A 24,789-nucleotide genomic window follows, 5' to 3' on the forward strand; every position below is an offset into this window, starting at 1 on the left:
CTATCCGCTCACATATGACACAACGTTACATTCTGCCATGCATCACTTTTCTATTATTTTTGCTTATTTGGCAAAGCGTCATTTGGATTGGACAATATCCGCCTGTGTTATTACCGGGTCCACTTCAAGTTGGTCAAAGTATATGGACATTTTTAGTGACAGGGGAAATCTTTATACACCTTGGCATTAGCCTGTATCGCTTTATAATTGGATTTGTACTCGCGATCATTGTCGCATTACCCGTAGGCTTTTTATTAGGGCGTAGTCAAACTTTCCTACATGCCATTGAACCGTTACTCCAACTCTTAAGACCCATTTCACCTATCGCTTGGTCACCGTTTATTGTCTTATGGTTCGGGATTGGAAACGCACCCGCCATTGTCATCATTTTTATTGCGGCGTTTTTCCCTATCGTTTTCAACACCATTAAGGGCGTACGAACGATTGATGACCATTATTTAAAAATAGCCCAAAACCTCAACTTATCCGGTTGGTCGCTCTATTACAACATTATTTTCCCTGGAGCATTCAAGCATATGATGAGTGGGATTCATATTGCTGTCGGTACGAGTTGGATTTTCTTAGTATCAGGGGAAATGATTGGCGCACAATCCGGCCTTGGCTTTTTAATCGTAGACTCACGTAACATGCTCAATCTAGAGGATGTATTATCCGCAATCTTTTTTATCGGGATTTTCGGATTTTTAATTGACCGTTGCATTAGTTACTTAGAAAAATTAATACTTAAACGTTTTGGAGAAGCGTGACGTAAAGGAGAATACACATGAAAACGATCGAAACACTCATTGATACAGAACTCCGCCCTCATGTCATTGCGATTGATCATGGGCGCTATTATGCACAACCTTTTTTACAACAACTTTTACAGCAAGGATTCCTAACGCAAGACAACCTCGTTCAAAACGCACAAACTATAGAAAAAGTGTCTTATACTTGCTTAACGACTGGATTTTGCCTTTGGTGCCAACTGGCCTTTTCAACCTATTTAAAACAAGCACCTCAACAGGCACTTCATCAAGACTTACAGCAACAAGTTTTATCGGGAGAAGTATTCGGGGCTACGGGGCTTTCTAACCCAATGAAATCCTTCAATGCCTTAGAAGATTTCAATCTTTCCCACCACTATGAAGGGACAACATTAGTCGTAAATGGTAAGCTTCCTGCTGTCAGTAATATGGGGCCTCATCATTATTTTGGGGCGATTTCAAAACAACGTGATGGTGAAGAACGCGTGATGTTTATCATTCAAGCGTCTACAGAGGGACTTACTTTAGAAGAAAAGTCTCAATTCTTGGGTGTCAATGGTTCTGCTACATATAGCGTCACGTTCGACAACGTCATCATCCCACACGATCAAATCATCTCAACAGATGCAGAGTCCTTTGCTGCAATCATTCGTCCACAATTTGTCGCATTACAAATCCCAATCGCTTTAGGTTCAATCCAAAGTTCACTTGATTTAATCGATCAATTTTCAAATGCACAAAATGGCATCAATGCCTATTTAGAATACGATGTTGAAGCATACCAATTACAGTATCAGACGTTACGCGAGCAATATTATACATTATTGAATGAAAAACAAGGCAACTTAAGCGATGACTTACTCGAAATCATTCAATTGAAAAAATCATTGGGTTACTTGTTGCTCGATGTGAACCAAGCATCGATGGTCAATGGCGGATCGCGTGCCTATTCACCGATAGCGCCACAAGTAAGAAAATTAAAAGAAGGCTTCTTCTTTGCCGCATTAACGCCAACATTGCGTCACTTAGGTAAGCTTGAGGCGACATTCCAGACAGCATAAACGAATGCGACCGCACTGATTTCACATGCCCTCTTCAAAATTTTCATTTTTACTGTCTACGGAGAACCGTCATTTGTCAGCGGTTCTCCGTTTTTACACGTATTTTTTATTTACCACCTCATAATGGACACCTTTGTTCTTCACAATTCACTTCTCCTTTTCAATACGCAATGATGTGTCACCCCTCGTATGAAAAAATATCATGATATCGCTATTTAATTGAAATTATATTGATTCGCCTTGATGTTATCATTGTTCTTTTTTCGAATGGGCGTTTCTTCCTAACCCCTTTGTTACATTTCTCATTGTATAAAATGACGATTTTAAAATTTTTTCTCATCTCATGTAAATCTATGAAAACATTGGGATGACTCATTTTATAGGCTCAAAATAATTGTCTATTTCGTGTCCATTGTCTGAAAATAAAAATATTTTTGTTTTTACAATTGCTAGAACTATGTTATATTTCATGTAAGGGCTTACAAAAAGTGTGAAAGGAGGCTCACATAATGAAACGATGTACATGGTCGGCAATTCCATCACTTGTCAAAGAAGGTGATGTGATCGGTCTCGCTGCACTGACTGTATCCAATTTACCTGCTGGGCTACTCGCCTCGTTAATCGAACATCATGATCGTACGCAACACCCCAAACACCTGACGATGATGATGGCCAATGATATTAGTAGCCTTGGTTTGGCAGCAGAATTAGATGATTTCGTAGCGCGACAAATGGTTGACCGGGTCATTATGAGTATTATGACCGCTTCACCTCGTACAGCCCAAGCGATTAAAAATAATGAATTGGAAGCTTACTTTCTACCACAGGGGGTTATCGCCACACATTATCGTCAAACGAATGGGATTACACCAGGTGTGATTACAAAAATTGGACTGAATACGCATATTGACCCGCGTTACAAAGGCGGACGTGTCAATGACAAGACGACCACATCACTCGTCTCTTTTCTCAATATTGACGGTGAGGACTTTCTGCATTATCGCTTACCACCTGTAGATGTCGCATTCCTTCGAGGGACTTACGCGGATGAACAAGGCAATATTTACATAGATGAAGAAGCACATCTTGGTGAAAGTTATAGTTTAGCATTGAACGCAAAAGCAAATGGGGGAACGGTGATCGTACAAGTGAAGGCTGTCGTTGATAATGGTCAACGAAGTCCGAATGAGGTGTACATTCCAGGAGCATTAGTGGATTACGTATACATCGTAGAAAATCAAGCGCACCATCGTCAAGTCGTTCAAACGATGTATCAACCGGCTTTATCTGGACAGACACGCATCGAATCCATACCTGAACCGCCCCTCCCTTTCAACACGCGCAAAATCATTTTACGCCGTGCCGCTCAATTTTTAAGGGTCGGTGACACCATCAGCATTGGGTATGGGATTAACAATGAATTGACGAACCTTCTGCATGAGGAACACGTCAATCACCTCGTTCAACCGGTGATGGACATTGGGATTTTTGGTGGTTTTATTGGTAGCCGTGAATACTTCGGTATGAATTATAACTCTGACGTCCGCATGCGTCACGAATTAACATGGGATTTTATTTATAACGGAGGTGTTTCTATCGCCTTGATGAGTTTTGCGGAAGTCGATCAACACGGCAACATCAACGTGTCATACTTCGGCGATCGGATGAATGGCTGTGGTGGCTTTATCGACATTAGTCAATCCGTTCAAAAACTGATTTTCACAGGCACACTGATTGCGGGTGCACGGCTCGATGTCGATCATCAACAACTGTCAGTCATTGAAGAAGGTCACACGAAAAAGTTTGTCGAAACCGTCCAAAATATTGATTTTAATGCTTCATACGCCAAATCATTGCATCAAGAAGTCTATTTCGTCACAGACCGTGCTGTTTTCGAACTTCAAGATGCAGGTCTCACACTGATAGAAGTTGCACCTGGGTTAGACATAGAACAAGATATCATTGCTCAAATGGACTTTACACCACAGATTTCACCCAAATTGAAGCAAATGGATTCTGCAATGTATCAAGTACATTGGGGACAATTACAACAGACGATTCAGTCAAACAGAATCGTATAAATAAGGGGGTAAAAAGAGATGAATTTCGATTGGATTAAAACACGTGCAGACTTTGATGTTGAAAAACCTGCTGTTATCGACCCTTTCAAAGGGACACAATGGACTTATCAGGACTTAAATAAACGTGCGGATAATATGGCGCACTATCTAGAAAGCCAAGGGATTCAAAAAGGGGATGTGGTCGGTGTACTTGCACCCAATGATATCGCACTTTTAGATTTACTCTTCGCTTGTTTCAAAATGGGCGCCGTTTACTTACCCATTAACTGGCGACTCAACCCAAAAGAAATTGCAGCAATTGTCGAGGATTCTACATTGAAATTACTGTTTTACGCAGAAAAACACTTAAGTTCTCTCAATTTGGTCGATGCCAAATACTTGCATATGGACATCGATTCCGATATATACAATCAAATCGTTGACCCTACACAACATTCTGTCTATAAAGCCATCGCGCTAGAATCGACAGATCTTGCTGCATTAATTTATACGAGCGGCACGACGGGTGTTCCGAAAGGCGTCATGTTTTCCTATGAATCTTTCGTTCATAATGGGGCCAACATTGAACTGACTTACAAATTCAACTCAGACTACCTCACAATCATCGCTACTCCGATGTTTCATGTACTCGGTTTTAATGATACAGTCCTTCCGACATTAATGAGTGGCGGTACTTTAGTCTTGCAACGCTACTTTAACGGAGAAGCACTGAATGAACTCATTGCTCGGTATCATCCCGATTTCCTCATTATGATTCCTACCATGTATTACAGCACATTAACACAACCTAATTTTAATCCGGATGACTTTAGAGCAATGAAATATGTCATTCAAGGCGGCTCGCAACCCTTGCCAAGTATCCAACAGGCTTTCAAAAAATATGGCATCAATATTATCAATGGGTACGGTTTAACTGAAGCACCTCTTGTCATGGTCAACACGCCTGAAAACGCACGTCATAAACCAATGAGCATTGGAAAATCTGTCATGTTTGTCGATGCGAAGGTTTTAGACGATGATAAAAATGAAGTTGCAAATGGAGAAATTGGCGAACTGGCGATTCGAGCAAAAAATGTCACACCTGGCTATTGGAACAAACCAGAAGAAACCGCTAAAATTTTCCACGATCGTTATTTACTCACTGGAGATTTAGCGAAAAAAGATGAAGATGGCGATATTTTCATTATCGACCGTAAAAAAGAGCTCATCATTACAGGCGGAGAAAATGTGTTGCCGTCTGAAGTTGAAAATGCGCTTGCTGAACATCCGCTGATTGATCGCTGTGTTGTTGTCGGTTACGACCACCCTAAATATGGAGAGTCGATTGCGGCAGCGATTATTTTAAGGGAACAACCTGAAGATTACGTCGAACAACTGGATCAACATATGCGTGAACGCTTAGCCGGCTATAAAGTGCCACGCATGTATGTCCCTGTTACGCATATGCCACTCAACTCAACACAAAAACCGGATAAATTAGCCATTACAAAAATGATGAATGATAAAGCATCCCAACAATAACATGTTCGGCTTTTAGTTCGAACAATGAGGAGGTCTTCATATGACTATAGAAAGAGAAGCAACATTAAAACAATTATATCCTGAAGATATTTTAAGCATTGCAAAAGGATTAACAGACGGTGAAGTGACTTTATTACAACAACTCAACGACTTGCTGGAAAGTAAATACCGCCCAGACATTAACCAACATTGGGTCGATGCAACAGTACCTGAAGATTACTTTAAAGATATCGGCGCACTGAATTACTTTACGAATCCGCTCCTCTATGAAGGACGCGACAATGCGAAAACACCGAGTCAACTGTTCCAATTCTTCATGTCATATACGATTGCACGCTTTGACGTCTCACTCGCCACTTTACTCGGCGTGCATCAAGGTTTGGGTCATAATACATTTCTCTTTGGTGGAAGCCCTGAACAAGTCGCAAAATACGTCCCTCGACTTCAGTCCCATGACTTGCGCACTTGTTTCGCACTCACTGAACCGAATCATGGGTCAGATGTGGCTGGAGGACTTGAAACCGTTGCCGTCCGTCAAGGTGATGAGTGGATCATTAACGGGGCGAAAAAATGGATTGGTGGTGCGCATGTATCCGATGTCATTCCGGTCTTTGCGGTCAATAAAGACACGGGAAAACCGCACTGCTTTATCGTGACGCCAGATCAAGACGGTGTCGATATTGATATCCTTCAACATAAAATTGCACTACGTATCGTGCCGAATGCCGAAATTCGACTCAACAACGTCAAAGTCAAAGAAACAGACCGCTTACAAAATATTACGAGCTTCAAAGACATTGCTAAGATCTTATATTCTACACGTGCGGGTGTGGCCTATATGGCAACGGGTGCAATGGCAGGCACGTTGAAAGCTACACTCAACTATGTCAAAACAAGACAGCAATTCGGTAAAGCAATCAGTCAATACCAACTCGTACAAGAAAAATTGGCCATGATTCATGGAAACTTAACACATGCAATGGCAATGAGCGCACAACTCGCACGCATGCAGGAAAATGGTGAATATGATGAAGTCGCGACTTCCACAGCAAAAATGATGAACGCCTTACGCCTTCGCGAATCTGTAGCAATGGGTCGTGGTATCACAGGAGGTAACGGTATCCTCGCTGGCGAACAAGATATCGCACGATTTTTCTCAGATGCTGAAGCCATTTATACGTATGAAGGCACACACGAAATGAATGCGCTCGTTATTGGTCGTGCACTCACAGGGCAATCCGCTTTCGTATAAAACCGAAATGGGATCAGTGAAAAAGCCAAAAATGGGAGGAATTTACAATGACAATTAGAAAAGTAACAGTCCTCGGTGCAGGAACAATGGGCGCACAGCTTGCCGCTGTTCTAGTCAATGCAGGACTTAAAGTCAAATTATTAGATCTCGTGATAGATGACGATCACCCAAACAAAATCGCGAAAGCGGCTTATGATAAAATCACTCACCCTAAGAAGCCATTATTGTTTGACCTTGCACTCGCGCCAAATCTCACATATGGCAATTTTAGAGATGATTTAGTAGATGACGATGCAGATTTATATTTAGAAGCAGTGAAAGAGGATTTAAAAGTCAAGCATCAATTATGGAAACAAGTCGCTCAAACAGCCAAACGAGAAGCCTTATTTGCGACAAATACTTCAGGAATTCCAATAGAAGCAATTGCTCAAGTGTTCCATTCGGAGGATCAGGCACGGTTTTTCGGCTTACATTTCTTCAATCCACCGCGCATTATGAAATTAGTCGAACTCATTCCTACGTCACATACCGATCAAACGATATTGGATGACGTAAAATCGTTTACGCAAGAAGTCCTCGGTAAAGGGGTCATTACTGCTAACGATGTCCCTGGCTTTGTTGCAAATCGTATCGGGACACAAACGATGAATGACATTATGTATCGTGCAGAACAGCAACAATTTTCGATTACTGAAGTGGATGCATTAACGGGACAAATCATAGGTCGTCCCAAAACAGGCACATACGCGCTCTCTGATCTCGTCGGCTTAGACATTGCTGTATCCGTCATTCGCGGTTTACAACAAGTTCCAGAAGAACAATCCTATTTTCACGATGTACAATTGGTCAATACGTTGTACGAAGCCGGCGCATTAGGACGAAAGACGAAACAAGGCTTTTATAAAAAATCTCAGAAGAAACAACGTCTCGTCTATGATGCTGAAACCCAAAACTATGTCCCTGTTACACCGCCCGACCTTCCTATCCTTGCGTCGTTCAGCAAAGATTTATCACATAACTTAGACGTCATCTTTAATGCAACAGATGCAGCGGGCCATTTCTTATGGGAAACGTTACGTAACAATTTCTATTATGCCGCATTAAATGTGCCAAAAGCTGCATCTGATTTTCGCGACATTGACCGCGCACTGGTCTGGGGATTCAACTGGAAATTAGGTCCTTTCCAACTCTGGGATTTGATGGGATTCAATCGTGTCAAAGCAAGAATCGAGACTGAATTAGGAGAATTGCCTGAATGGATTCAAGAACGAGAGAACGGCTTTTATGCACAAGATGAAACGCTGAGTCATGTGACACCAATCGAACATCAATTGGATGAAATCCTTTGGAAACGTAGCGACTCACAGTTGTCAGTCATTCATAAAAACCAATTGCTACTCAAGTTGAGCAGTCGTAATAACGTGATTACTGATGCGTTTAACGATGACTTAGTCGAAGCATTAGATGTATTAGAAAATGAAGCTTATTCGAGCATGGTCATTTATGCAGACGGCCCACATTTCAGTGTCGGTGCCAACTTATACGAAATGAAAAAAGCATACGAAACAGACCAAATCGATGCGAAGATTGCCCCAGCGATTGATCAGCTCCATGCCAGTTTCAATCGATTAAAATATAGTGAAAAACCTGTCGTCACTGCCATTCACGGCCGTGTACTTGGTGGTGGATGTGAACTCGCACTTCATTCGCCATTCATCGTCGCAAGTAGCGAAACGTATATGGGCCTTGTCGAAGCCGGTGTGGGCTTACTCCCTAGTGGCGGTGGGCTCGCAGAAATGAGCGATCGTATTTTACAAACATCGCATCTCATGAACGACAAACAAGCTTCCATGACGCAACTGCTCATGACAATCGGTTTGGCTAAAGTGTCCACACATGCATTTGAGGCGAAACGTTACGGCTTCCTACGCCCGACGGATACGATTATTTTTAATCAAGACCGACTTGTTGAGGTCGCATTACAGCGGGCGCAATACGAAGCAGACGCACACTATATACCAACACCTCAACGACAATATATTGCGCTAGGACAAGACTTTCTCGCACTGGCACAAGGTCAACTCGATGCACAACGACTCGGTCATTACATCAGTGACCACGACTATCAAATCGCCTTGCGCATTGCGACAGTCTTATCAGGCGGAAATCTCCCGCGTCAAACGTACATTAACCAACGTTACATTCAAAAATTGGAAAAAGTGCATTTCTTAGCACTCATAAAAACAGAAAAAACTTACGATCGTATTGCTTACATGCTTAAAAATGGCAAACCATTACGAAATTAATCAAATAGAGAGGATGATTGACATGCGTGAAGCTTATATTGTCGCTTACGGGCGCTCTCCAGTCGCCAAAGCAAAAAACGGCGCACTTTTTCATGAACGTCCAGATGATGTCGCTGCGGAAGTGCTAAAAGGAGTACTCCAGCGTGTAAATGGCACCTTTCAACCGGAGATGGTGGAAGACGTCATCGTCGGTAGCGCATTCCCAGAAGGCTTGCAAGGTCAAAATATAGCGAGAACGATTGCCTTGCGTGCGGGACTTCCCGACACCGTTCCTGGCCAGACGGTCAACCGTTACTGTGCATCAGGACTACAAACGATTGCGCTTGCCGCCAACCAAATTTTAGCAGACCAGGGTGATATTCTCGTTGCGGGTGGCGTTGAATTGATGAGTGCTGTCCCAATGGGGGGCAATGAACCTACGAACAATCCGACACTCCAACAACAAGATATCGGGGCCTCTTATCCAATGGGGCTCACTGCTGAAAACGTAGCCGATACGTATCATGTCACTCGAGAAGATCAAGATGCCTATGCAGTACAAAGTCACCAGCGGGCAACTGTCGCTCAACAAAATGGAAAATTCGAGGATGAAATCATTCCGCTTCATGTCAAAACAGTCACTTATGACGCAAACGGGCCGCACGTCCATACGGCGCCGTTCGATACAGACGAATTAATCCGACCCGAGACAAATCTGGACACCCTTTCACAATTGCCGACTGTTTTTAAAGCCGATGGAACGGTGACAGCGGGGACATCTGCCCCATTATCAGACGGCACTGGATTTGTCGTCTTAATGTCAGGTGAAAAGGTAAAGGCTTTAGGTGTCACGCCGATTGCTCGATTTGTTAGCTATCAAGCCGTTGGGGTCGACCCAAAGTTAATGGGAATCGGTCCCGTATACGCCATTCCGGAAGTGTTAAAAAGCGCGCAGTTGACGCTTGATGATATCGATTTGATTGAACTCAATGAAGCATTTGTAGCTCAAACATTGGCGTCCATGCGTGAAGTTGGCCTCTCAACGGACAAAACCAATGTCAATGGAGGCGCCATTGCACTTGGACACCCTCTTGGTGCTACGGGCGCAATTTTAACGGCACGCTTGCTGTCAGAAATGAAAAAACGTCCAGAGACACGTTATGGAATGGTCACAATGTGTATTGGCGTCGGTATGGGGGCTGCCGCTATTTTCGAAATGGTGAGATTACCCCAAACGAACCATAATGATTAAACAGCTGACTAAGTTGAAGTCCTACAATGCCCTTCACATTACCCTTGCCGCTATAAATCATCATCGGAGACGTACTATACTAAAGTTTTTCAGGAGAGACCCACAGTACTTATACTCATAACAGCTTGACGCGCTCAATCCATGTTTAACGCTTCACCTCGTTATCCCCCACATAAAAAGCCGAGATCTACTCTCGGCTTTTTCCAGGAGAATGAACTTCAATGTACACCGGCATCAACAGTTGACTGTTAAACTTCCCCTTGGTGTGCACGTGCATGGATCTCGTTAAATGTATCAACACTCACTTCATTGGCATGTACCTTTTGATAATGTTGGCGTACTTTAAAGTAACGCTTCTTCAAATGTATATCACGCAAGGCTTGTTTTAAGTCTGCCGCTTCGTTATCTTTTGAGAACAAGTTTTGAGGTGCTGTATACAAACGATTATGTGCTGTCTCTTCGTAACCCAGAATAAGCATATCATACATAAATGCTTTTTCTACTGCATTAATAATCTCTCCTGCTTCGTTAATATCCAAATAAATATCACATTTTTGATATAATTTTTCTACTGTATCTAACTCAATCGCTTGATACAATCTCACATTAGGATAGCGTTCAAGCTGTGTTAATTTCGTCGACATCTCCGTCACTGCTCCAACATGGAATGTGGCAAATGGCAACGCTTCGACGATAGAAGCTAAATGATGGATTTGATCCGTATTGGTCATCGTCAAAACATTAGGTTGATACTGATTGGTTGAAGCGTAATGATAAATATATCCACCTTGATAAACGCGCTCACGTTCTGACTCAGTAAGCGCCCCGACAATATCACGATATTCTTCGTTATCTGTCACGATAATAGAAAATTGTCGTTCTGTCATTGTCTTATCAAGAATCAATCGCATATTGCCTGGGATATCACCATGACACTGTTCCTGCCAATACAACGTGTCATCACCTGCATGATCAAGATAATACAACAATGAAAACGGTACGCTTAATGAATTAATGACAAAATGGCTTAAATCAATTTCCAATGCTTCTAAAAAGAACTGATAAAACTTCAAAAGACTGTCAAAGTGATACTGTTGCCCTTGCCAATTTAAAATGACACTTCCTGCTAAAAAGTTATGATAAATGACATCTTTCCCCTCTTGATCAAAATAACGTCGAAAAATGAGCACCCCTCTTAAATCGTAAACGGCTTGCGCAAAACGAACACCATGTTGGGTATAATAGTCAACAAATTGTAATTTTTCATGTTGATCCAACCATTCGACATGACTCACAAGACGTCGTTTTTCACTTGGATAATAATGAATCTGTCCGCGTCGATATCCCATATCCTTGATCCATGCGACCTCATTATCCCCTTCGATTTCCCAATATCTCGGGACCGACACCTCATTAAAGTATCGCGGTGGACTATCGGGAGCTTGGTAATTCGAAAAAAATTGGTATGGCGTCACAATCTCTTCTGGCAAAAAACCGTCATCCATCAACACGATTGTCAAATCTTTTTTCCCAGCCAATTGTAATGACTGATATAACGCTTGTGTTTGTGTATCGAAATGTTCAAATAAATTAACCATGAAGCACCTCTTCTATTAAATCTTTCCACTTACCTTGGATATTTTCTGATAAGTATGGGCTTGCAATTTGGTACGACGCCGCATGTGGATTTACAGGTCCCTCTTTAAAATATTTCACCATATGCGCTGCAAACCGTTTAACAATCTCTTCGTTACTTTCCTCTTTATGATCGATTGGAATAAGATAACCATTTTTTCCATCTTCAATGAAAGTCGGGTTTCCGTAGTTCACATCAAAACCTAACATACCTAGTCCAGATCCCACGGCTTCCATTAACGTCAAACCAAAACCTTCACTCGTAGACGCAGCGACAAATAAATCATACTGTTCATAAACCTCATCAAGTTTTTGATGACCTAACAAGCGAATATAATCCTCTGCTCCATTGTCACGTATTAACGTTTGAAGCATCGCTCTTTCGCCACCTTCACCATAAATATCTAATGTTAACTCTGGCACTTCCTTTTTGGCAATAAGGGCTGCACGCACAAGCCAGTCGATATGTTTTTCACTAGCTAGTCTTGAAGCAGTGACCATCGCATAAGGTTTTCTATCACTTTCTTGTCCACGTAATATCTCCAAACTGCCCACAGGTATCGTAAAAATTTTAGGTTCTGCATTCAAATACTGTTGAAACTGTTGCGTCAATATTTCTTTTTGACGCTCTGTTGCAGTAATATAAAAGTCGATTTCTCGATGCTTTGTAAATTGATATTCATAATAGTTATTCCACAAAATGTGATGTGCATCTGTCGCATTTTCACTGAAATGTTCGGCATGAACGACAACCCCTTGTTTACTTGGTCCACTGTTTTGCATCATCGCTTGCCCCACTTTAGAAGCCCTATCATAAATAACAATATCATCTGCCGTCAAATTTAACTTGCGGAAAAAATATGCGACAAAATCTTCCTCAGTGTACAACACCTCATCTTTTAAGACATAGACGTTCGTTTTCCCATCAATATACTCAGTGTAGGCTACAGAACCATCCTCATTGTAAAATTGACGCATAAACAGTTTCGCTTTATCTTCAAAAGGGGCATAATACTCTGAAAAAATTCGGACATAGCTGTAATAATCTTTCCGTACCAGCTTACCATCGATAACAAATTCAGCACAATCGACGAGTATATCGTTTTCATCTTTTAAATAACACGTAATAAAACTACTCGGATTGTTGCTTAATGTAAGCCAACAAACACGCCCTGATTTTTTTTCTTCCACGATTTCCTCATGCACCGATGCTTTAATGTCATCAATTGTATAAGTTGTAGGCGCAATTTTAACATCAGTAAAAAATTGATATAACCAAATGACTTCTTCGTCTTTAAAGCCTATATTCTCTGTCAATGTTTGCAAGTTTTCAGAACTCATAAATTCTAAAAACACAAATTTTATTGGCGCATTGATTGCACGTAAAAGCTTGGCACGATACATTTGTGCATATTCTACACCACTACTCGCCCAACCAATACCAAAATTAATATTATAAATAGTCAATTTCAAATCACCTCATCTAATTAGGAAAATGTACAATTAATCGGTTATCACCATCAAAACTTGTCATACTTTGGCAAAGATACTTCACAATATCTTTTTTGATTCTTACAGTCATTTTTTCAAAAGATTCTAAAGCCACGCGGTGGTATTCGAATGTCGTATTACGCTTACCACTTTGACGCGCATTGATACTTCCTTTAAGCTTTTGTAAATGATCCACTTGTTGAATCCAGTTACTATCAATCGCCTTTAAAATGACTTTTTTGACAAATTGCGTATAAAAATATCCATTCAACTGCCCTCGTTGTTGTTTCATGCGTATTTGAAACTGTTGAACCAAACATTGCTTCACAGTGTTCAGATCTTTAACATTGAGTGTAGACAAATCATCTGTAAATTGGAAACTTAAATTTTTGTAAATATAGTCCATGAGTACAGATTCGGACACAACTGTTCGACTCAACATGTCATGAAAAACGTCTTCTGCCAGAGCGTCGAGTTGCTGTTGTACGACTGTCGTCATATCTAAAATGCGATTGCGTTCGGCATAAATCAAGTCTCGTTGTACACTGATACTTTTTTCATACTCATTGGACATCTCCCTCGCTTGCATCCCTTGCTCTTCAGCGACACGTTGAGCACGTTGTACCATTTTCTGAATACTCCGCTCAAACAAGCGACTCTGCTGCAACGTTTCATTATCAAATTGAGCAAAGCGCTCGATTCGCTCAGCACTCCCCTCACCCCAACGTTTGAGAATATAATCATCAAGTGAAATATAGATTTGCGACGTCCCAGGATCTCCTTGTCTTCCCGCACGTCCTCTCAGTTGACGATCGACACGACTATTTTCCATATGTTCACATATGATGACCGCTAAGCCACCGAGTGCTTTTACACCTTTACCCAACTTAATATCTGTCCCCCGTCCTGCCATACTCGTCGCAACGGTCACAGCACTTAACTGGCCCGCTTCTGCAATCATTTGTGCTTCTTTAGCTACATTTTGAGCAATTAATAAGTTGTTAGGAATATCTAGCTCGAAAAACTTCGATGAAAAATATTCTGCCAATTCGGCCGTTCGTGTAATCACCAGGACGGGTCGCTGTGACGCGTGCAACGCTTTTACTTCTTCTATTATCTCATGTTTTTTATCGTCCATACTTCTAAATACACGGTCTGGTAAATCTTTCCGTTGAATCGGTCGATGCGTGGGAATTTGAACGACCATTTTCGTATAAAGTTCTAAAAATTCTTTTTCACCAAGTTGGCTCGTCGCGGACATCCCTGAAAAACGTTCAAATAACTTAAATAAATGTTGAAAAGTAATTGTCGCCATGACACTCATATCATTCGAAATCTCTACACCTTCTTTAGCTTCAATAGATTGATGTAGCCCTGATTGTAATTTGGTCCCCGGCATCATACGTCCTGTAATACGGTCAATTAATACCACTTCACCTTGAAAGACAAAGTAATCATAATTGTTTTCAAATACATGTCGCGCGCGTAACGCTAAATTAATATGACGCACAAGATCAAAGTATGACGCATCATAAATGTTGTCGACCCCAAAATAAGCGTTAGCTGCGTCCATGCCTTGTGGTGTAAGCCAAATTTCTTTTTTTGTTTTTTTTATTTTAAAATGTTGGTCTTCAATCAATGTTTCAACAAATGTTTTGACAACGCCAAACAGATTAGACTGCAAACGAGGTGCACCAGAAATCACAAGTGGTGTTTGTGCAGAGTCTAAAATAATAGAATCGACCTCGTCAATAATCCCATAATAAAGTGGCGGTAAATATTTCCCTTCTTTACTATCTGCTAAATTGTCAATTAAATAGTCAAATCCAAGGCGACCACCTGTCGTATAAATAATATCGTGACGGTAAACAACCTGTTTGTCTTTAGCTTTGTATTCATTATTCGAGTAATCTGAAAACCCTAAGGCGATGGTCAAACCTAACCATTCGAAAAGCGGTTTCATTTCCAGATAATCCCGTTTCGCTAAATAGTCATTCGTGGTGATTAAATAAACCCCTTTCCCAGTTAAACCATTCAAATAAAGTGGTAACGTCGCCGTCAATGTTTTACCTTCTCCTGTTTGCATTTCGGCAATGTTGCCCTCATGTAACACAATTGCGCCTAATACTTGTACATCTTTAGGAAACATCCCTAATACACGTCGACACGCTTCTCTCACTACAGCATACGCTTCAGGCAATAGTGCGTCCAAAGTCGCCTCATTTTGTTCAAGTCGTACTTTAAATGTTTGTGTCTTTTGGCGGAGTGCTTCATCATTTAACTCTCGAAATAGCGGTTCGTAAGCATTAATCTGCTGCAAAATTTTGCTCAAACGATTGAGACGTAATCGGTTAATCGTTTCTTGCATAAGGTTGGTCATCATCGCTCCCCTCCATTCAACCGTTCTGTCGCTAAAGCATATAAATGACCACTCGGGTTTAATAAAGGTTGTACCACTTGCAATGCAGAAGTCAGCACGTCCGCCTTTGGACGATACACTGTCACACGATGACTATGAAGCATGTCGTCATCTTTATCTTCTTGATGAAGCAATGTCACCCATGCATGCCCGCCTAATCGCTTCATCATGGTATATGCGATTTCATTTGATTGATCATGATACCCTATCCATTGAAGTGCATCCAGCGTGTCCCATGACCGAATTGCTTCATCAAGTGACACAACAATCTCATCAGTGGTCAACGTCTCCCATTCGGAAATCATCACACAATTTTTAATCGGATGTATCGCATCTTGACACACGCCTGGTGATTCAACAAACAAAAGATTGCGCAACGGTAACGTATCATCCCGATTTTGTATCTCACTCAGTGTCAAAGTATTTGATGTGGCTACACTTCCAACTTCTTGAATACAAATCCGGCGAAATTTTAGTATTTGAGATGCCGCATTGATCATTTGAATATCATAGCTTGCTGTTCCTTCACTTAAAACAACCTCACCCTCTTGACCTTGAATCATTTGTGTCTCCAAAATCGTACCGTCTCTTCGTTTAAATACGACTTTAAAATAAACACTTCCGGCAGGGACGGCTTCATAATCAAAATAAAAGCGATAAGGATGATGTTTCTTTAAAATAGGTAACGTCGGTGTGACTTGATTATCATAAAAATGGCTACACATCTTCCATTGATGAATGATAATTCCAGAGGGCATCAATTCATTTTTAAAAATCGTTTCAAACGGAGTGAAAGACACATGAGACCCATACATAAAAGAGTCCACAGTAATTTCCGTCCATCGAATATTAAATTCATGTTTTGCGTTCATGCATTACCCTCCCATACCGCTTTTCAAGAATCATCTTATAAAAATTAATAAACCAACTGTTAATCGTCAGTGTATCATCATTATGGCGTCCTGGTATACTTCGACTCATGACATGCACATGTTTCTTCGTCAGGACAGGTAACAGCATGTCAAACGCATTCAAATCATAGTCATCATCTTCCATATACGATACTGCCACGGTCGTTTCTTTTAAATGCGCTTGTTGGAATGTATGCCAAAACTTTTGATTCAATCGTTGTGCCGCCGCATGATCGACCGCCTTTTCATTTTTCATTAAAATATCGAGTGCTGTTCCAAACTCCTCAGGCCGTCTCAAACGCATATCCGTGGCAATATTTCCAATATTCACCAAAGGCTTACCCACGATGATTGCTCCCGGTTCTATCTGCGCTCCATAATACAACGCACCAAAAGATCCCATCGACAACCCAGATATAATCAATTCATCTTCCTTAAATCCTAAAAAATCCAATTTTTCCTTAATCACCTTAACAATCTGTGCTTCAAAATGAGAAGAACCCATATAAAAAGCACCGCCTTCTAATCTCAGATCAGCAATTAAAAGAAAAGGACATTTGAATTCACGCATCATATAGTATCCTTCAAAACCTTCCGCCGTTCGATAACCACTAAAATAAACCGCTAATGGGGGCTTAAAATCTCTAGGATCAAAATAATGAATAAATTCTTCGCGATAGGGATCGACATAACGTTCACCCCCTAAAATAAATGCTCCTAAATCCATGCGAGACCATCTTTTATGAAACGCCCCCATTCGCAATGTGCCCGTTCCTTTCGCTTCAGCACTTATCAATACAAAAGCATCTTTGCCTTGACTCGGTATAGATAACGGTTGGTCTAAATTCGTACGGTCTAACACGAACGTCCTGCTAATATGATTCATATCTTCGGTATCAACTAAACGAAACGTAAAACGGATGTCAACATCGCCCGTGCATGTATATTCCGGCCAAATTTCATTCACCTTCCCGCCATCATAGAACAAATACATTTTCCATGTGATAATCGGCTGAAACGTGTCTCCAAAATGACCTGTCAATACAAGGGCATCATTCCCTTCGTATATAATCGACCCATTAAAATGCCGATCGACCAATGCGTTTGCAGGGGAAATCCTGTCTCCATACTGCTCGGAAAATGATAATGCGAGTATCTTTTCCACACATGCTTCAGGAGATTCATAATAGAAGGGGCGAATAAGACGCTCTCGAACGATTGTTTCTTGCTGAAACGCACTTCCCCACTGATGATAATCAATCAGAGTATTGTACGGAACAGATACACATTTCAATAGTGCCATCAGTTCCGCTGAATATGCGGACTGCACGAAGACAATATCATACGTCGCCTTCTTTTGAAACGATGCAAAGAATGCCTCATCACATGACACTGATAGTAAATCTAAATATTCAAATTCACACCTGTTTCTATCTGTATAATGCGGTTCTAAACTTTGACCCCCAATTTGTAATAGTCTAAATTTACTCATCTGTCTCCCTCACTAACCATGCATCTAGCTGTTTTATAATTTGATCAGATGCATAATGTTTTGCTAATTTCATTGAATATGCAAAAGACTGGTTCCAATTCTTCAGTCGATTTAAAAAATAATCTATTCCTTGACACATATCATGAATGTTCTGAATGACGTAGCCGTTTTTTCCATGTTTCACATAATCTGTTTCACAACAATTAATTTGTGGCACACCCGCACCAATAGCACAAATCTGTAAAAACAAATTCGGTTCTGCCCCCATATCTATCACTAACCTTAATCTCGACATCAATTCAATAAGCTGACTTTCAAACGGCATACGCTTCACCAATACCGCTGTAGATTCCTCCTTTGACGGCGGACGGTCTAAAGACACGTGGTTGGGATCGTTTTTAGTCCATCGTTCAAGGTAATCTTTCGCAGCGTCTTCTACCCAATCGATATGAGGGGAAGCCATTCTACTCATTAAAACAAAACGCAATTCCAAAGATTTAAATCGCTCGTGCTCAAATTGTGTCATCATCTTATCCAGCGTGGCTCGCTCTATACCATCCACCCATATACCAATCTGTATTTCATGACGTTGACCACTATGATTTTGGATCATCTGAACATCAAACGGTGTAATGCGCAAGACATCATTATCTAATGCGCATTTCTGCCGATATTGCGTCAACAAATGTTGGTTTTTTAATGTATCTACTAACCAATATTGCCCTTTGTCCATAGATGATGCATACGCTTCGTCTAATGCTGACATTCGTTGCTCAAAAACAGAAAAACATAATCGACTCGAATCGACATGTGCGGCAATCATCTCATTATGTCGGTGATCTGAAGCGACAATCATCCTATCCAATGATGACGCATCCATTTTAAAATAATCAGCTAATCTTTCACGAATCACCTCAGTCATATGACGATAAATAGGACTTTCAAAGCGATGTTGATATTTGGGATGAATCATCACTTCACCCGTCGTGACATCCTCCTTCATGACCCAATCTCCGTCAAATGTCATATAGTAATGTTTATTAGCATCCCCTTTTTCGTCGTATATGATGAGACTTGACAAAAAACCACGATCATCAAAGTAATAACACCTTTGCTTGACATTATTGACAAATGACACCATCCACATGAGATACCCTTCTTGATTGAAGTAAAGGTTGGTATACGTATGCGCACTTGTAATGGCACGGATATAATAAAAGGTATACATAAACTCTGTTCCTACAGGCCAATCCAATTCCCGATAATCGATAGGTTTTGGCGTTTGATGCTGGAATCCCTGGATATAATCGAACAACGACCAATAAGTTGCTTCATATAAGTCATGCCGATGCAAAAACAAACGTAGCGATGGACTGTAACTCAGAATTAACATTTTAAAGGGCTGTTTATTTTGCACATGCATCCCCATTAAACTAATCGAATCATCAAACTCTGTAACCGCCTTCTCATAAAACGGCGCTTTTTCTTCACTTATCCACCATTTTTCCTCACTATACCAAGCCGGTACGAAACATTTCATCATAGACTCCTCACCAATACTTGTTTAAAAATTGTTTGTATTTATCAAAATAAAGATATGTTCTAAATGTATCTGCAATATTAATACCGATGTAAACTAAAATAATCATCTGTACTGCTAAATAAATTTGTTGTGATAAGTGGGGAACCCATAAGGAAGCATATAAAGGGACACCAATGATAAGACCCACCATCACTGTTCCAAACCAACAGACACGCTTCGCATGATGATCCAAATACATGGCTGTCGGTAAACCTGGACGCACCCCCACAAAATAATTCCCACTCTTCAAAAAGTTTTTGGCCGTCTGTCTCGTGTTAATCATTATCCGCGATAAAAAGTAGCCTAATATGATTTGTAATATGAGATAAAAGCTGATTCCTATCACATTATCAAATGAAAACAGCGTAATATGGACAGGCTGATCTATCGCAAAATGCACAATCAAACTGACCGCACTATTCAAAATTAAAAATACAGATAATCCAATCATAATTGTAATACTGCCAGATGGATTCAACTTCCACGCTAAGTAATGAACGCTATCATCTTGCTTGATTTCCATAATATCTCGGTATGTCGTACGATACTCGATTAACTCAATCATTAATAATGTGAACAATGCGAGTAAAAGTAACATCAACATCGTTATTAATGTAATCGTTGCCAAATTAGGATGAATAAAGCGTTGATTAAACATGGCACTAACAATACTAAGCATCACAATCGGCATCGGACCAGCAATCCCATGTCTGACATTTTGATCAGCAAGCCACATCATAAACATCGCGCCCGCTATCAAAATCAATAAGAATAGCGCTTTATTCGACATACTCAACGCTTCTTGAACAACGAATTGATTCAATACAAATACTCCTTGCAGAAAACAGAGTATCAGCGTGAGCAACTTCTCCTTATAATGTTTTTCTGCTCTCGTTTGCCGCATCGCCCTCTCCATATTTTTATATGACAATAAACTAAGAATGAGCATTGCTGTCAACCACGGACCTAAACCCAATGAAAAAACATTAAGACGCACAATATTACCACCCATATTCGAAACAGCCAGACGATAAAATGAAGATGTTCCCTTTGTCATTGCACTCTCAGCAACAAGCGGAATATGACTTCCGATTATGTATATCAATAAAACGAACATAGTGAACATGATTCTCTTATGCAATATTTTATATTCATATTGTTTAAAGATATGTTTAAATAAATTTCTTTTCACATTAACCCTCTTTTATAACAAACATGGATCAAAGGGGCCAAACCCTTGATCATTTTAAATTTAGCCCCTCTTACCATGAACTTAATTATTCTTCAGACGAAGCATGTTCATCTGATTTAGTTGATTTAGATTTTCTCAGTAAACCGATACCTGTTAACATCGCCGCAACTGCACCAAAGAAACCACTTCTTGATACATGCTCACCTGTATCAGGTAATATTTTAACTGAATCCTTCTGAGCTTCCGCTTGATTTCCTGTTACAACATCTTTATCATGACCCACAACTTGTGTTACCGAACGATGCATTGTCGAAACAGAAATGTCGTTATTCATCGAAGTCGATGCTGTCGATGTTGTCGATGCATGTGATCCAGCTTGATTAACTGTGGAATCTGCAGTCATTGATGCACTGACTGATGTCGATCCATTTCCAGACGTTTCCGCTGAAATACTTGTTGATGCAGACGTTGATTGAGTCATGCTTGTTGATGGTGCATGATTCACTGAAAGACTGATAGACCAGCTTGCATAAATCGATAAACTTAATGATGTGCTTGCTGATGCACGTTCTGACATACGATTGTATTCTGATGCAAGCAATGATGCGCTTGTTGATGCAGATCGAGAGAACGTAGCTGATGTCGATGCTGATTGCGTTGAAGCACTTACAGAGGCTTTAGAAGCTTCTGCACGATGCGTTGATTGACGCTCTGATAACGATTGCGACTGAGACATCGAAGCGTGTTCACTCTCAATTGTTCTCATAGACGCTTGCTCAGATTGAGAGACAGTTTCAGACAATAACGTCGATGCACGTTCAGATTGACGCACTGACTCTGAATTTGACACAGAATCTTGAACCGCTTGACTCGCTGATGCTTGTACCGAAGCAATACGATCATTAGAAATCGAAATCGATTGACTTGTTGAAGCTGATTGTGACGCTGCTTCACTTGCAGATAAGCGTGTAGATTCACTCAATGAGGCCGATGCACTGAATGATGCTTGCTCAGACTGTTTTGCAACTTTAGATAAAGATGCGTGTTCAGATTGACTATGATGTTGAGACTGTTTCAATGAAACGCTAATGGATTCGTGCATTGACATCGTTTCACTTGTTGATTTCATCTCAGACTGACTATGCACCGTAGATTGACTCGTTGATGCAAGTAATGAAGTGGACGCAACCTGTGATTCACTTGTCGACTGACTCGCTGATGCAGATTGTGACGCTAAAGTACTTGGCGTTTCGTGTGTCGATTGACGCGATACAGCACTTGCCGAAAGTGATGTGCTTGTTGAAGTGCTTGTTGACAATTGACTATGGTTGTGTGCTAACTCTGAAGCACTTGCCGATACACTTGAAGACTGTGAATAAGCTTTCGAAATCGCTGCTGAAATACGTGTCAAATCACTTTCATTGCGACTGTCATCTTGCGAATACTGTGCCGATTGACTCAACGACATTTGTTCCGATTGCGATTCACTTTGTACTTCGTGAATAGATGCACTCGCAGAGGATGATAAACGATTCGACGTAGACGCCGACTGAGAATCCACTGTAGATTGTGATATCGATGTGCTTGTCTCAACATCTGTCGATACACTTTGATTCATCGATATGTGCATTGACGCTTGCGCTGAATGTCTATTTGACACATCATTCATCGACTGCAATTCTTGTGATAAAGATGTCGAAGCAAGTGTAGACACTGAAGTACTCATTGATGTGCTCGCCGATTGACTTATTGATGCATACGCTGAAGCACTTGTTTGTTCAGAAGCTATGACTGAATCTTCTGCTGATTGTTGCATTGACAATGACGTAGAAACAGATGTGCTCACAGACTGACTTTCTTGTTGCGTGTTAGACAAACGAATTGCCTGAGAAAGTGACGCCGATTGAACATTTTCAATACTTTGACTCACACGCTCACTCTCTGATTGACTCATTGACTGACTTGTCGATGCACTCACAGAATGACTCAACAACTCTGAAATATTATGTGGTACGCGTACTGAGTTTGACACACTTTCAGAAACAACAACTGACGTTGACTCTGAGCCTGACGCACTCTCCTTCTCTGAAATCGATGATGATACTGACTCACTCTTAGCGATTGATGTTGAGTTCGATGCTGACTCACTGCTTGATGCAGATGCGCTATTCGTTACTGATTGTGAAGTGTTCGCAGAATTTGCTTTCGCTTCACTCTCTGAATTCGACACGCTTGTCGATTGCGATTCACTGTTCGATACCGAAGCGCTCTTAGATATTGAATCTGACTTCGATGTAGATCCACTATTTGCTACTGATTGTGAAGTGTTCGCAGAATTTGCTTTCGCTTCACTCTCTGAGTTCGACATGCTTGTTGATTGTGATTCACTGCTCGATACCGAAGCGCTCTTAGATATTGAATCTGACTTCGATGTAGATCCACTATTTGCTACTGATTGTGAAGTGTTTGCAGAATTTGCTTTCGCTTCACTCTCTGAGTTCGACATGCTTGTTGATTGTGATTCACTGCTCGATACCGAAGCGCTCTTAACTGTTGATAACGATTTGCTGTTCGACACTGATTGCGATGTGCTCGCTGAGCTTGCTTTTGCTTCACTCTCAGAGTTCGACACGCTTGTCGATTGTGATCCACTGCTCAACGCTGATGCACTGCTTGATGTAGATGCACTATTCGTTACTGTTTGTGATGTACTCGCAGAATTTGCTTTCGCTTCACTTTCTGAGTTCGACACGCTTGTCGATTGTGATTCACTGCTCGACACGGACTCACTCTTAACTGTTGATACCGAATTCGATGCTGATTGTGATGTGCTCGCTGAGCTTGCTTTCGCTTTACTCTCTGAGTTCGACATACTTGCCGATTGCGATTCACTCTTAGATATTGAATCTGACTTCGATGTAGATCCGCTATTCGTTACTGATTGTGAAGCACTCACAGAGTTTGCTTTCGCTTCTCTTTCTGAGTTCGATACGCTTGTCGATTGTGATTCACTGTTCGATACTGAAGCGCTCTTAACTGTTGATACCGAATTCGATGCTGATTGTGATCCACTGCTCAACGCTGATGCACTGCTTGATGTAGATGCACTATTCGTTACTGTTTGTGATGTACTCGCAGAGTTTGCTTTCGCTTCACTTTCTGAGTTCGACACGCTTGTCGATTGTGATTCACTGTTCAATACCGAAGCGCTCTTAACTGTTGATAACGATTTGCTGTTCGACACTGATTGTGATGTGCTCGTAGAGCTTGCTTTTGCTTCACTCTCTGAGTTCGACATGCTTGTTGATTGTGATCCACTGCTCAACGCTGATGCACTGCTTGATGTAGATGCACTATTCGTTACTGTTTGTGATGTACTCGCAGAGTTTACTTTCGTTTTACTCTCTGAGTTCGACACGCTTGTCGATTGTGATTCACTGTTCGATACCGAAGCGCTCTTAACTGTTGATAACGATTTGCTGTTCGACACTGATTGCGATGTGCTCGTAGAGCTTGCTTTTGCTTCGCTCTCTGAATTCGACATACTTGCCGATTGCGATTCACTCTTAGATATTGAATCTGACTTCGATGTAGATCCGCTATTCGTTACTGATTGTGAAGCACTCACAGAGTTTGCTTTCGCTTTGCTCTCTGAGCTCGACATACTTGCCGATTGTGATTCACTCTCCGCTGTCGATGCGCTTCTCGATGTCGATTCACTCTTCGCTAACGACGCACTTCGAGATGCTGACTCACTCGCTTTCTCTGAAACCGATGTGCTTGCGATTCTTTCTGAAATAGACATAGACTCACTTGCTAAAATTGTTGAATTGGATTGACTTTCTTCT

General features: G+C 41.1%; 16 protein-coding genes. 8 read left to right on the forward strand and 8 right to left on the reverse strand.

Annotation, left to right across the window (positions count from 1 at the left end):
- The first annotated feature begins 14 nt into the window (after positions 1-14).
- From B5P37_RS05135 to B5P37_RS05165, 7 genes are all read left to right on the forward strand, one after another.
- A complete protein-coding gene (locus B5P37_RS05135) occupies positions 15-767 on the forward strand; it encodes an ABC transporter permease (RefSeq protein ID WP_085237223.1) in 753 nt (250 codons plus the stop codon).
- Between the two features lie 17 nt (positions 768-784).
- Complete coding sequence (locus B5P37_RS05140) at positions 785-1,828, forward strand: acyl-CoA/acyl-ACP dehydrogenase (protein ID WP_085237224.1); 1,044 nt, start codon at positions 785-787, stop codon at positions 1,826-1,828.
- 509 nt (positions 1,829-2,337) lie between these two features.
- A complete protein-coding gene (gene fadX, locus B5P37_RS05145; RefSeq protein WP_085237225.1) occupies positions 2,338-3,909 on the forward strand; it encodes a fatty acid degradation protein FadX in 1,572 nt (523 codons plus the stop codon).
- Between the two features lie 18 nt (positions 3,910-3,927).
- Positions 3,928-5,430 carry a long-chain-fatty-acid--CoA ligase FadD gene (fadD, locus tag B5P37_RS05150; RefSeq protein ID WP_085237226.1) on the forward strand — a complete coding sequence of 501 codons (1,503 nt, stop codon included), beginning with the start codon at positions 3,928-3,930 and terminating at the stop codon, positions 5,428-5,430.
- A gap of 40 nt (positions 5,431-5,470) precedes the next feature.
- Complete coding sequence (gene fadE, locus B5P37_RS05155; RefSeq protein ID WP_085237227.1) at positions 5,471-6,682, forward strand: acyl-CoA dehydrogenase FadE; 1,212 nt, start codon at positions 5,471-5,473, stop codon at positions 6,680-6,682.
- 47 nt (positions 6,683-6,729) lie between these two features.
- A complete protein-coding gene (gene fadB / locus B5P37_RS05160; RefSeq protein ID WP_085237228.1) occupies positions 6,730-8,988 on the forward strand; it encodes a 3-hydroxyacyl-CoA dehydrogenase/crotonase FadB in 2,259 nt (752 codons plus the stop codon).
- A 22-nt stretch (positions 8,989-9,010) separates the two neighbouring features.
- Entirely contained in the window at positions 9,011-10,219 is a 1,209-nt protein-coding gene (locus tag B5P37_RS05165) for a thiolase family protein (RefSeq protein ID WP_085237229.1), read from the forward strand.
- A gap of 248 nt (positions 10,220-10,467) precedes the next feature.
- Here B5P37_RS05165 and gtfB read toward each other — a convergent pair whose 3' ends face one another.
- The 8 genes from gtfB to B5P37_RS11960 all read right to left on the reverse strand — a co-directional run bounded on the left by gtfB (position 10,468) and on the right by B5P37_RS11960 (position 23,171).
- Entirely contained in the window at positions 10,468-11,817 is a 1,350-nt protein-coding gene (gene gtfB / locus B5P37_RS05170) for an accessory Sec system glycosylation chaperone GtfB (RefSeq protein ID WP_085237230.1), read from the reverse strand.
- On the reverse strand, positions 11,810-13,321 hold the full coding sequence (gene gtfA, locus B5P37_RS05175) for an accessory Sec system glycosyltransferase GtfA (protein ID WP_085237231.1): 1,512 nt from the start codon (positions 13,319-13,321) through the stop codon (positions 11,810-11,812). The genes gtfB and gtfA overlap by 8 nt, the downstream gene beginning before the upstream one ends.
- Positions 13,322-13,337: 16 nt before the next feature.
- The gene (gene secA2, locus B5P37_RS05180) at positions 13,338-15,725 is read right to left on the reverse strand and encodes an accessory Sec system translocase SecA2 (RefSeq protein ID WP_085238425.1); all 2,388 of its coding nucleotides are present in this window, start codon (positions 15,723-15,725) and stop codon (positions 13,338-13,340) included.
- Complete coding sequence (gene asp3, locus B5P37_RS05185) at positions 15,725-16,636, reverse strand: accessory Sec system protein Asp3 (RefSeq protein WP_085237232.1); 912 nt, start codon at positions 16,634-16,636, stop codon at positions 15,725-15,727. Before asp3 ends, secA2 begins: the two co-directional genes overlap by 1 nt.
- Positions 16,620-18,167, reverse strand: a complete 1,548-nt coding sequence (gene asp2 / locus B5P37_RS05190; RefSeq protein ID WP_085237233.1) for an accessory Sec system protein Asp2 — start codon at positions 18,165-18,167, stop codon at positions 16,620-16,622. Before asp2 ends, asp3 begins: the two co-directional genes overlap by 17 nt.
- Positions 18,160-19,710, reverse strand: coding sequence for an accessory Sec system protein Asp1 (gene asp1, locus B5P37_RS05195; RefSeq protein ID WP_244898640.1), 1,551 nt, complete (start codon positions 19,708-19,710; stop codon positions 18,160-18,162). The genes asp2 and asp1 overlap by 8 nt, the downstream gene beginning before the upstream one ends.
- Positions 19,711-19,717: 7 nt before the next feature.
- A complete protein-coding gene (secY2, locus tag B5P37_RS05200) occupies positions 19,718-20,875 on the reverse strand; it encodes an accessory Sec system protein translocase subunit SecY2 (protein WP_425319120.1) in 1,158 nt (385 codons plus the stop codon).
- Between the two features lie 151 nt (positions 20,876-21,026).
- Entirely contained in the window at positions 21,027-23,171 is a 2,145-nt protein-coding gene (locus B5P37_RS11960) for a serine-rich family protein (RefSeq protein WP_142382139.1), read from the reverse strand.
- Here B5P37_RS11960 and B5P37_RS05205 point away from each other — a divergent pair.
- Positions 23,128-24,780: a hypothetical protein gene (locus B5P37_RS05205; protein ID WP_085237236.1), complete on the forward strand. Its 1,653-nt coding sequence runs from the start codon at positions 23,128-23,130 to the stop codon at positions 24,778-24,780. The two genes, B5P37_RS11960 and B5P37_RS05205, sit on opposite strands and share 44 nt — an antisense overlap.
- Positions 24,781-24,789: the final 9 nt, after the last annotated feature.

It is taken from the genome of Staphylococcus lutrae (genome assembly GCF_002101335.1).
Classification (GTDB): domain Bacteria; phylum Bacillota; class Bacilli; order Staphylococcales; family Staphylococcaceae; genus Staphylococcus; species Staphylococcus lutrae.

What these genes read in the sequence shown, in the direction of transcription:
- B5P37_RS05135 (WP_085237223.1), top strand. Translation starts at nt 15, where the DNA reads ATGACACAACGTTACATTCTGCCATGCATCACTTTTCTATTATTTTTG.
- B5P37_RS05140 (WP_085237224.1), top strand. Translation starts at nt 785, where the DNA reads ATGAAAACGATCGAAACACTCATTGATACAGAACTCCGCCCTCATGTC.
- fadX (WP_085237225.1), top strand. Translation starts at nt 2,338, where the DNA reads ATGAAACGATGTACATGGTCGGCAATTCCATCACTTGTCAAAGAAGGT.
- fadD (WP_085237226.1), top strand. Translation starts at nt 3,928, where the DNA reads ATGAATTTCGATTGGATTAAAACACGTGCAGACTTTGATGTTGAAAAA.
- fadE (WP_085237227.1), top strand. Translation starts at nt 5,471, where the DNA reads ATGACTATAGAAAGAGAAGCAACATTAAAACAATTATATCCTGAAGAT.
- fadB (WP_085237228.1), top strand. Translation starts at nt 6,730, where the DNA reads ATGACAATTAGAAAAGTAACAGTCCTCGGTGCAGGAACAATGGGCGCA.
- B5P37_RS05165 (WP_085237229.1), top strand. Translation starts at nt 9,011, where the DNA reads ATGCGTGAAGCTTATATTGTCGCTTACGGGCGCTCTCCAGTCGCCAAA.
- gtfB (WP_085237230.1), bottom strand. Translation starts at nt 11,817, where the DNA reads ATGGTTAATTTATTTGAACATTTCGATACACAAACACAAGCGTTATAT.
- secA2 (WP_085238425.1), bottom strand. Translation starts at nt 15,725, where the DNA reads ATGACCAACCTTATGCAAGAAACGATTAACCGATTACGTCTCAATCGT.
- asp3 (WP_085237232.1), bottom strand. Translation starts at nt 16,636, where the DNA reads ATGAACGCAAAACATGAATTTAATATTCGATGGACGGAAATTACTGTG.
- asp2 (WP_085237233.1), bottom strand. Translation starts at nt 18,167, where the DNA reads ATGAGTAAATTTAGACTATTACAAATTGGGGGTCAAAGTTTAGAACCG.
- asp1 (WP_244898640.1), bottom strand. Translation starts at nt 19,710, where the DNA reads ATGATGAAATGTTTCGTACCGGCTTGGTATAGTGAGGAAAAATGGTGG.
- secY2 (WP_425319120.1), bottom strand. Translation starts at nt 20,875, where the DNA reads ATGTTCACTATGTTCGTTTTATTGATATACATAATCGGAAGTCATATT.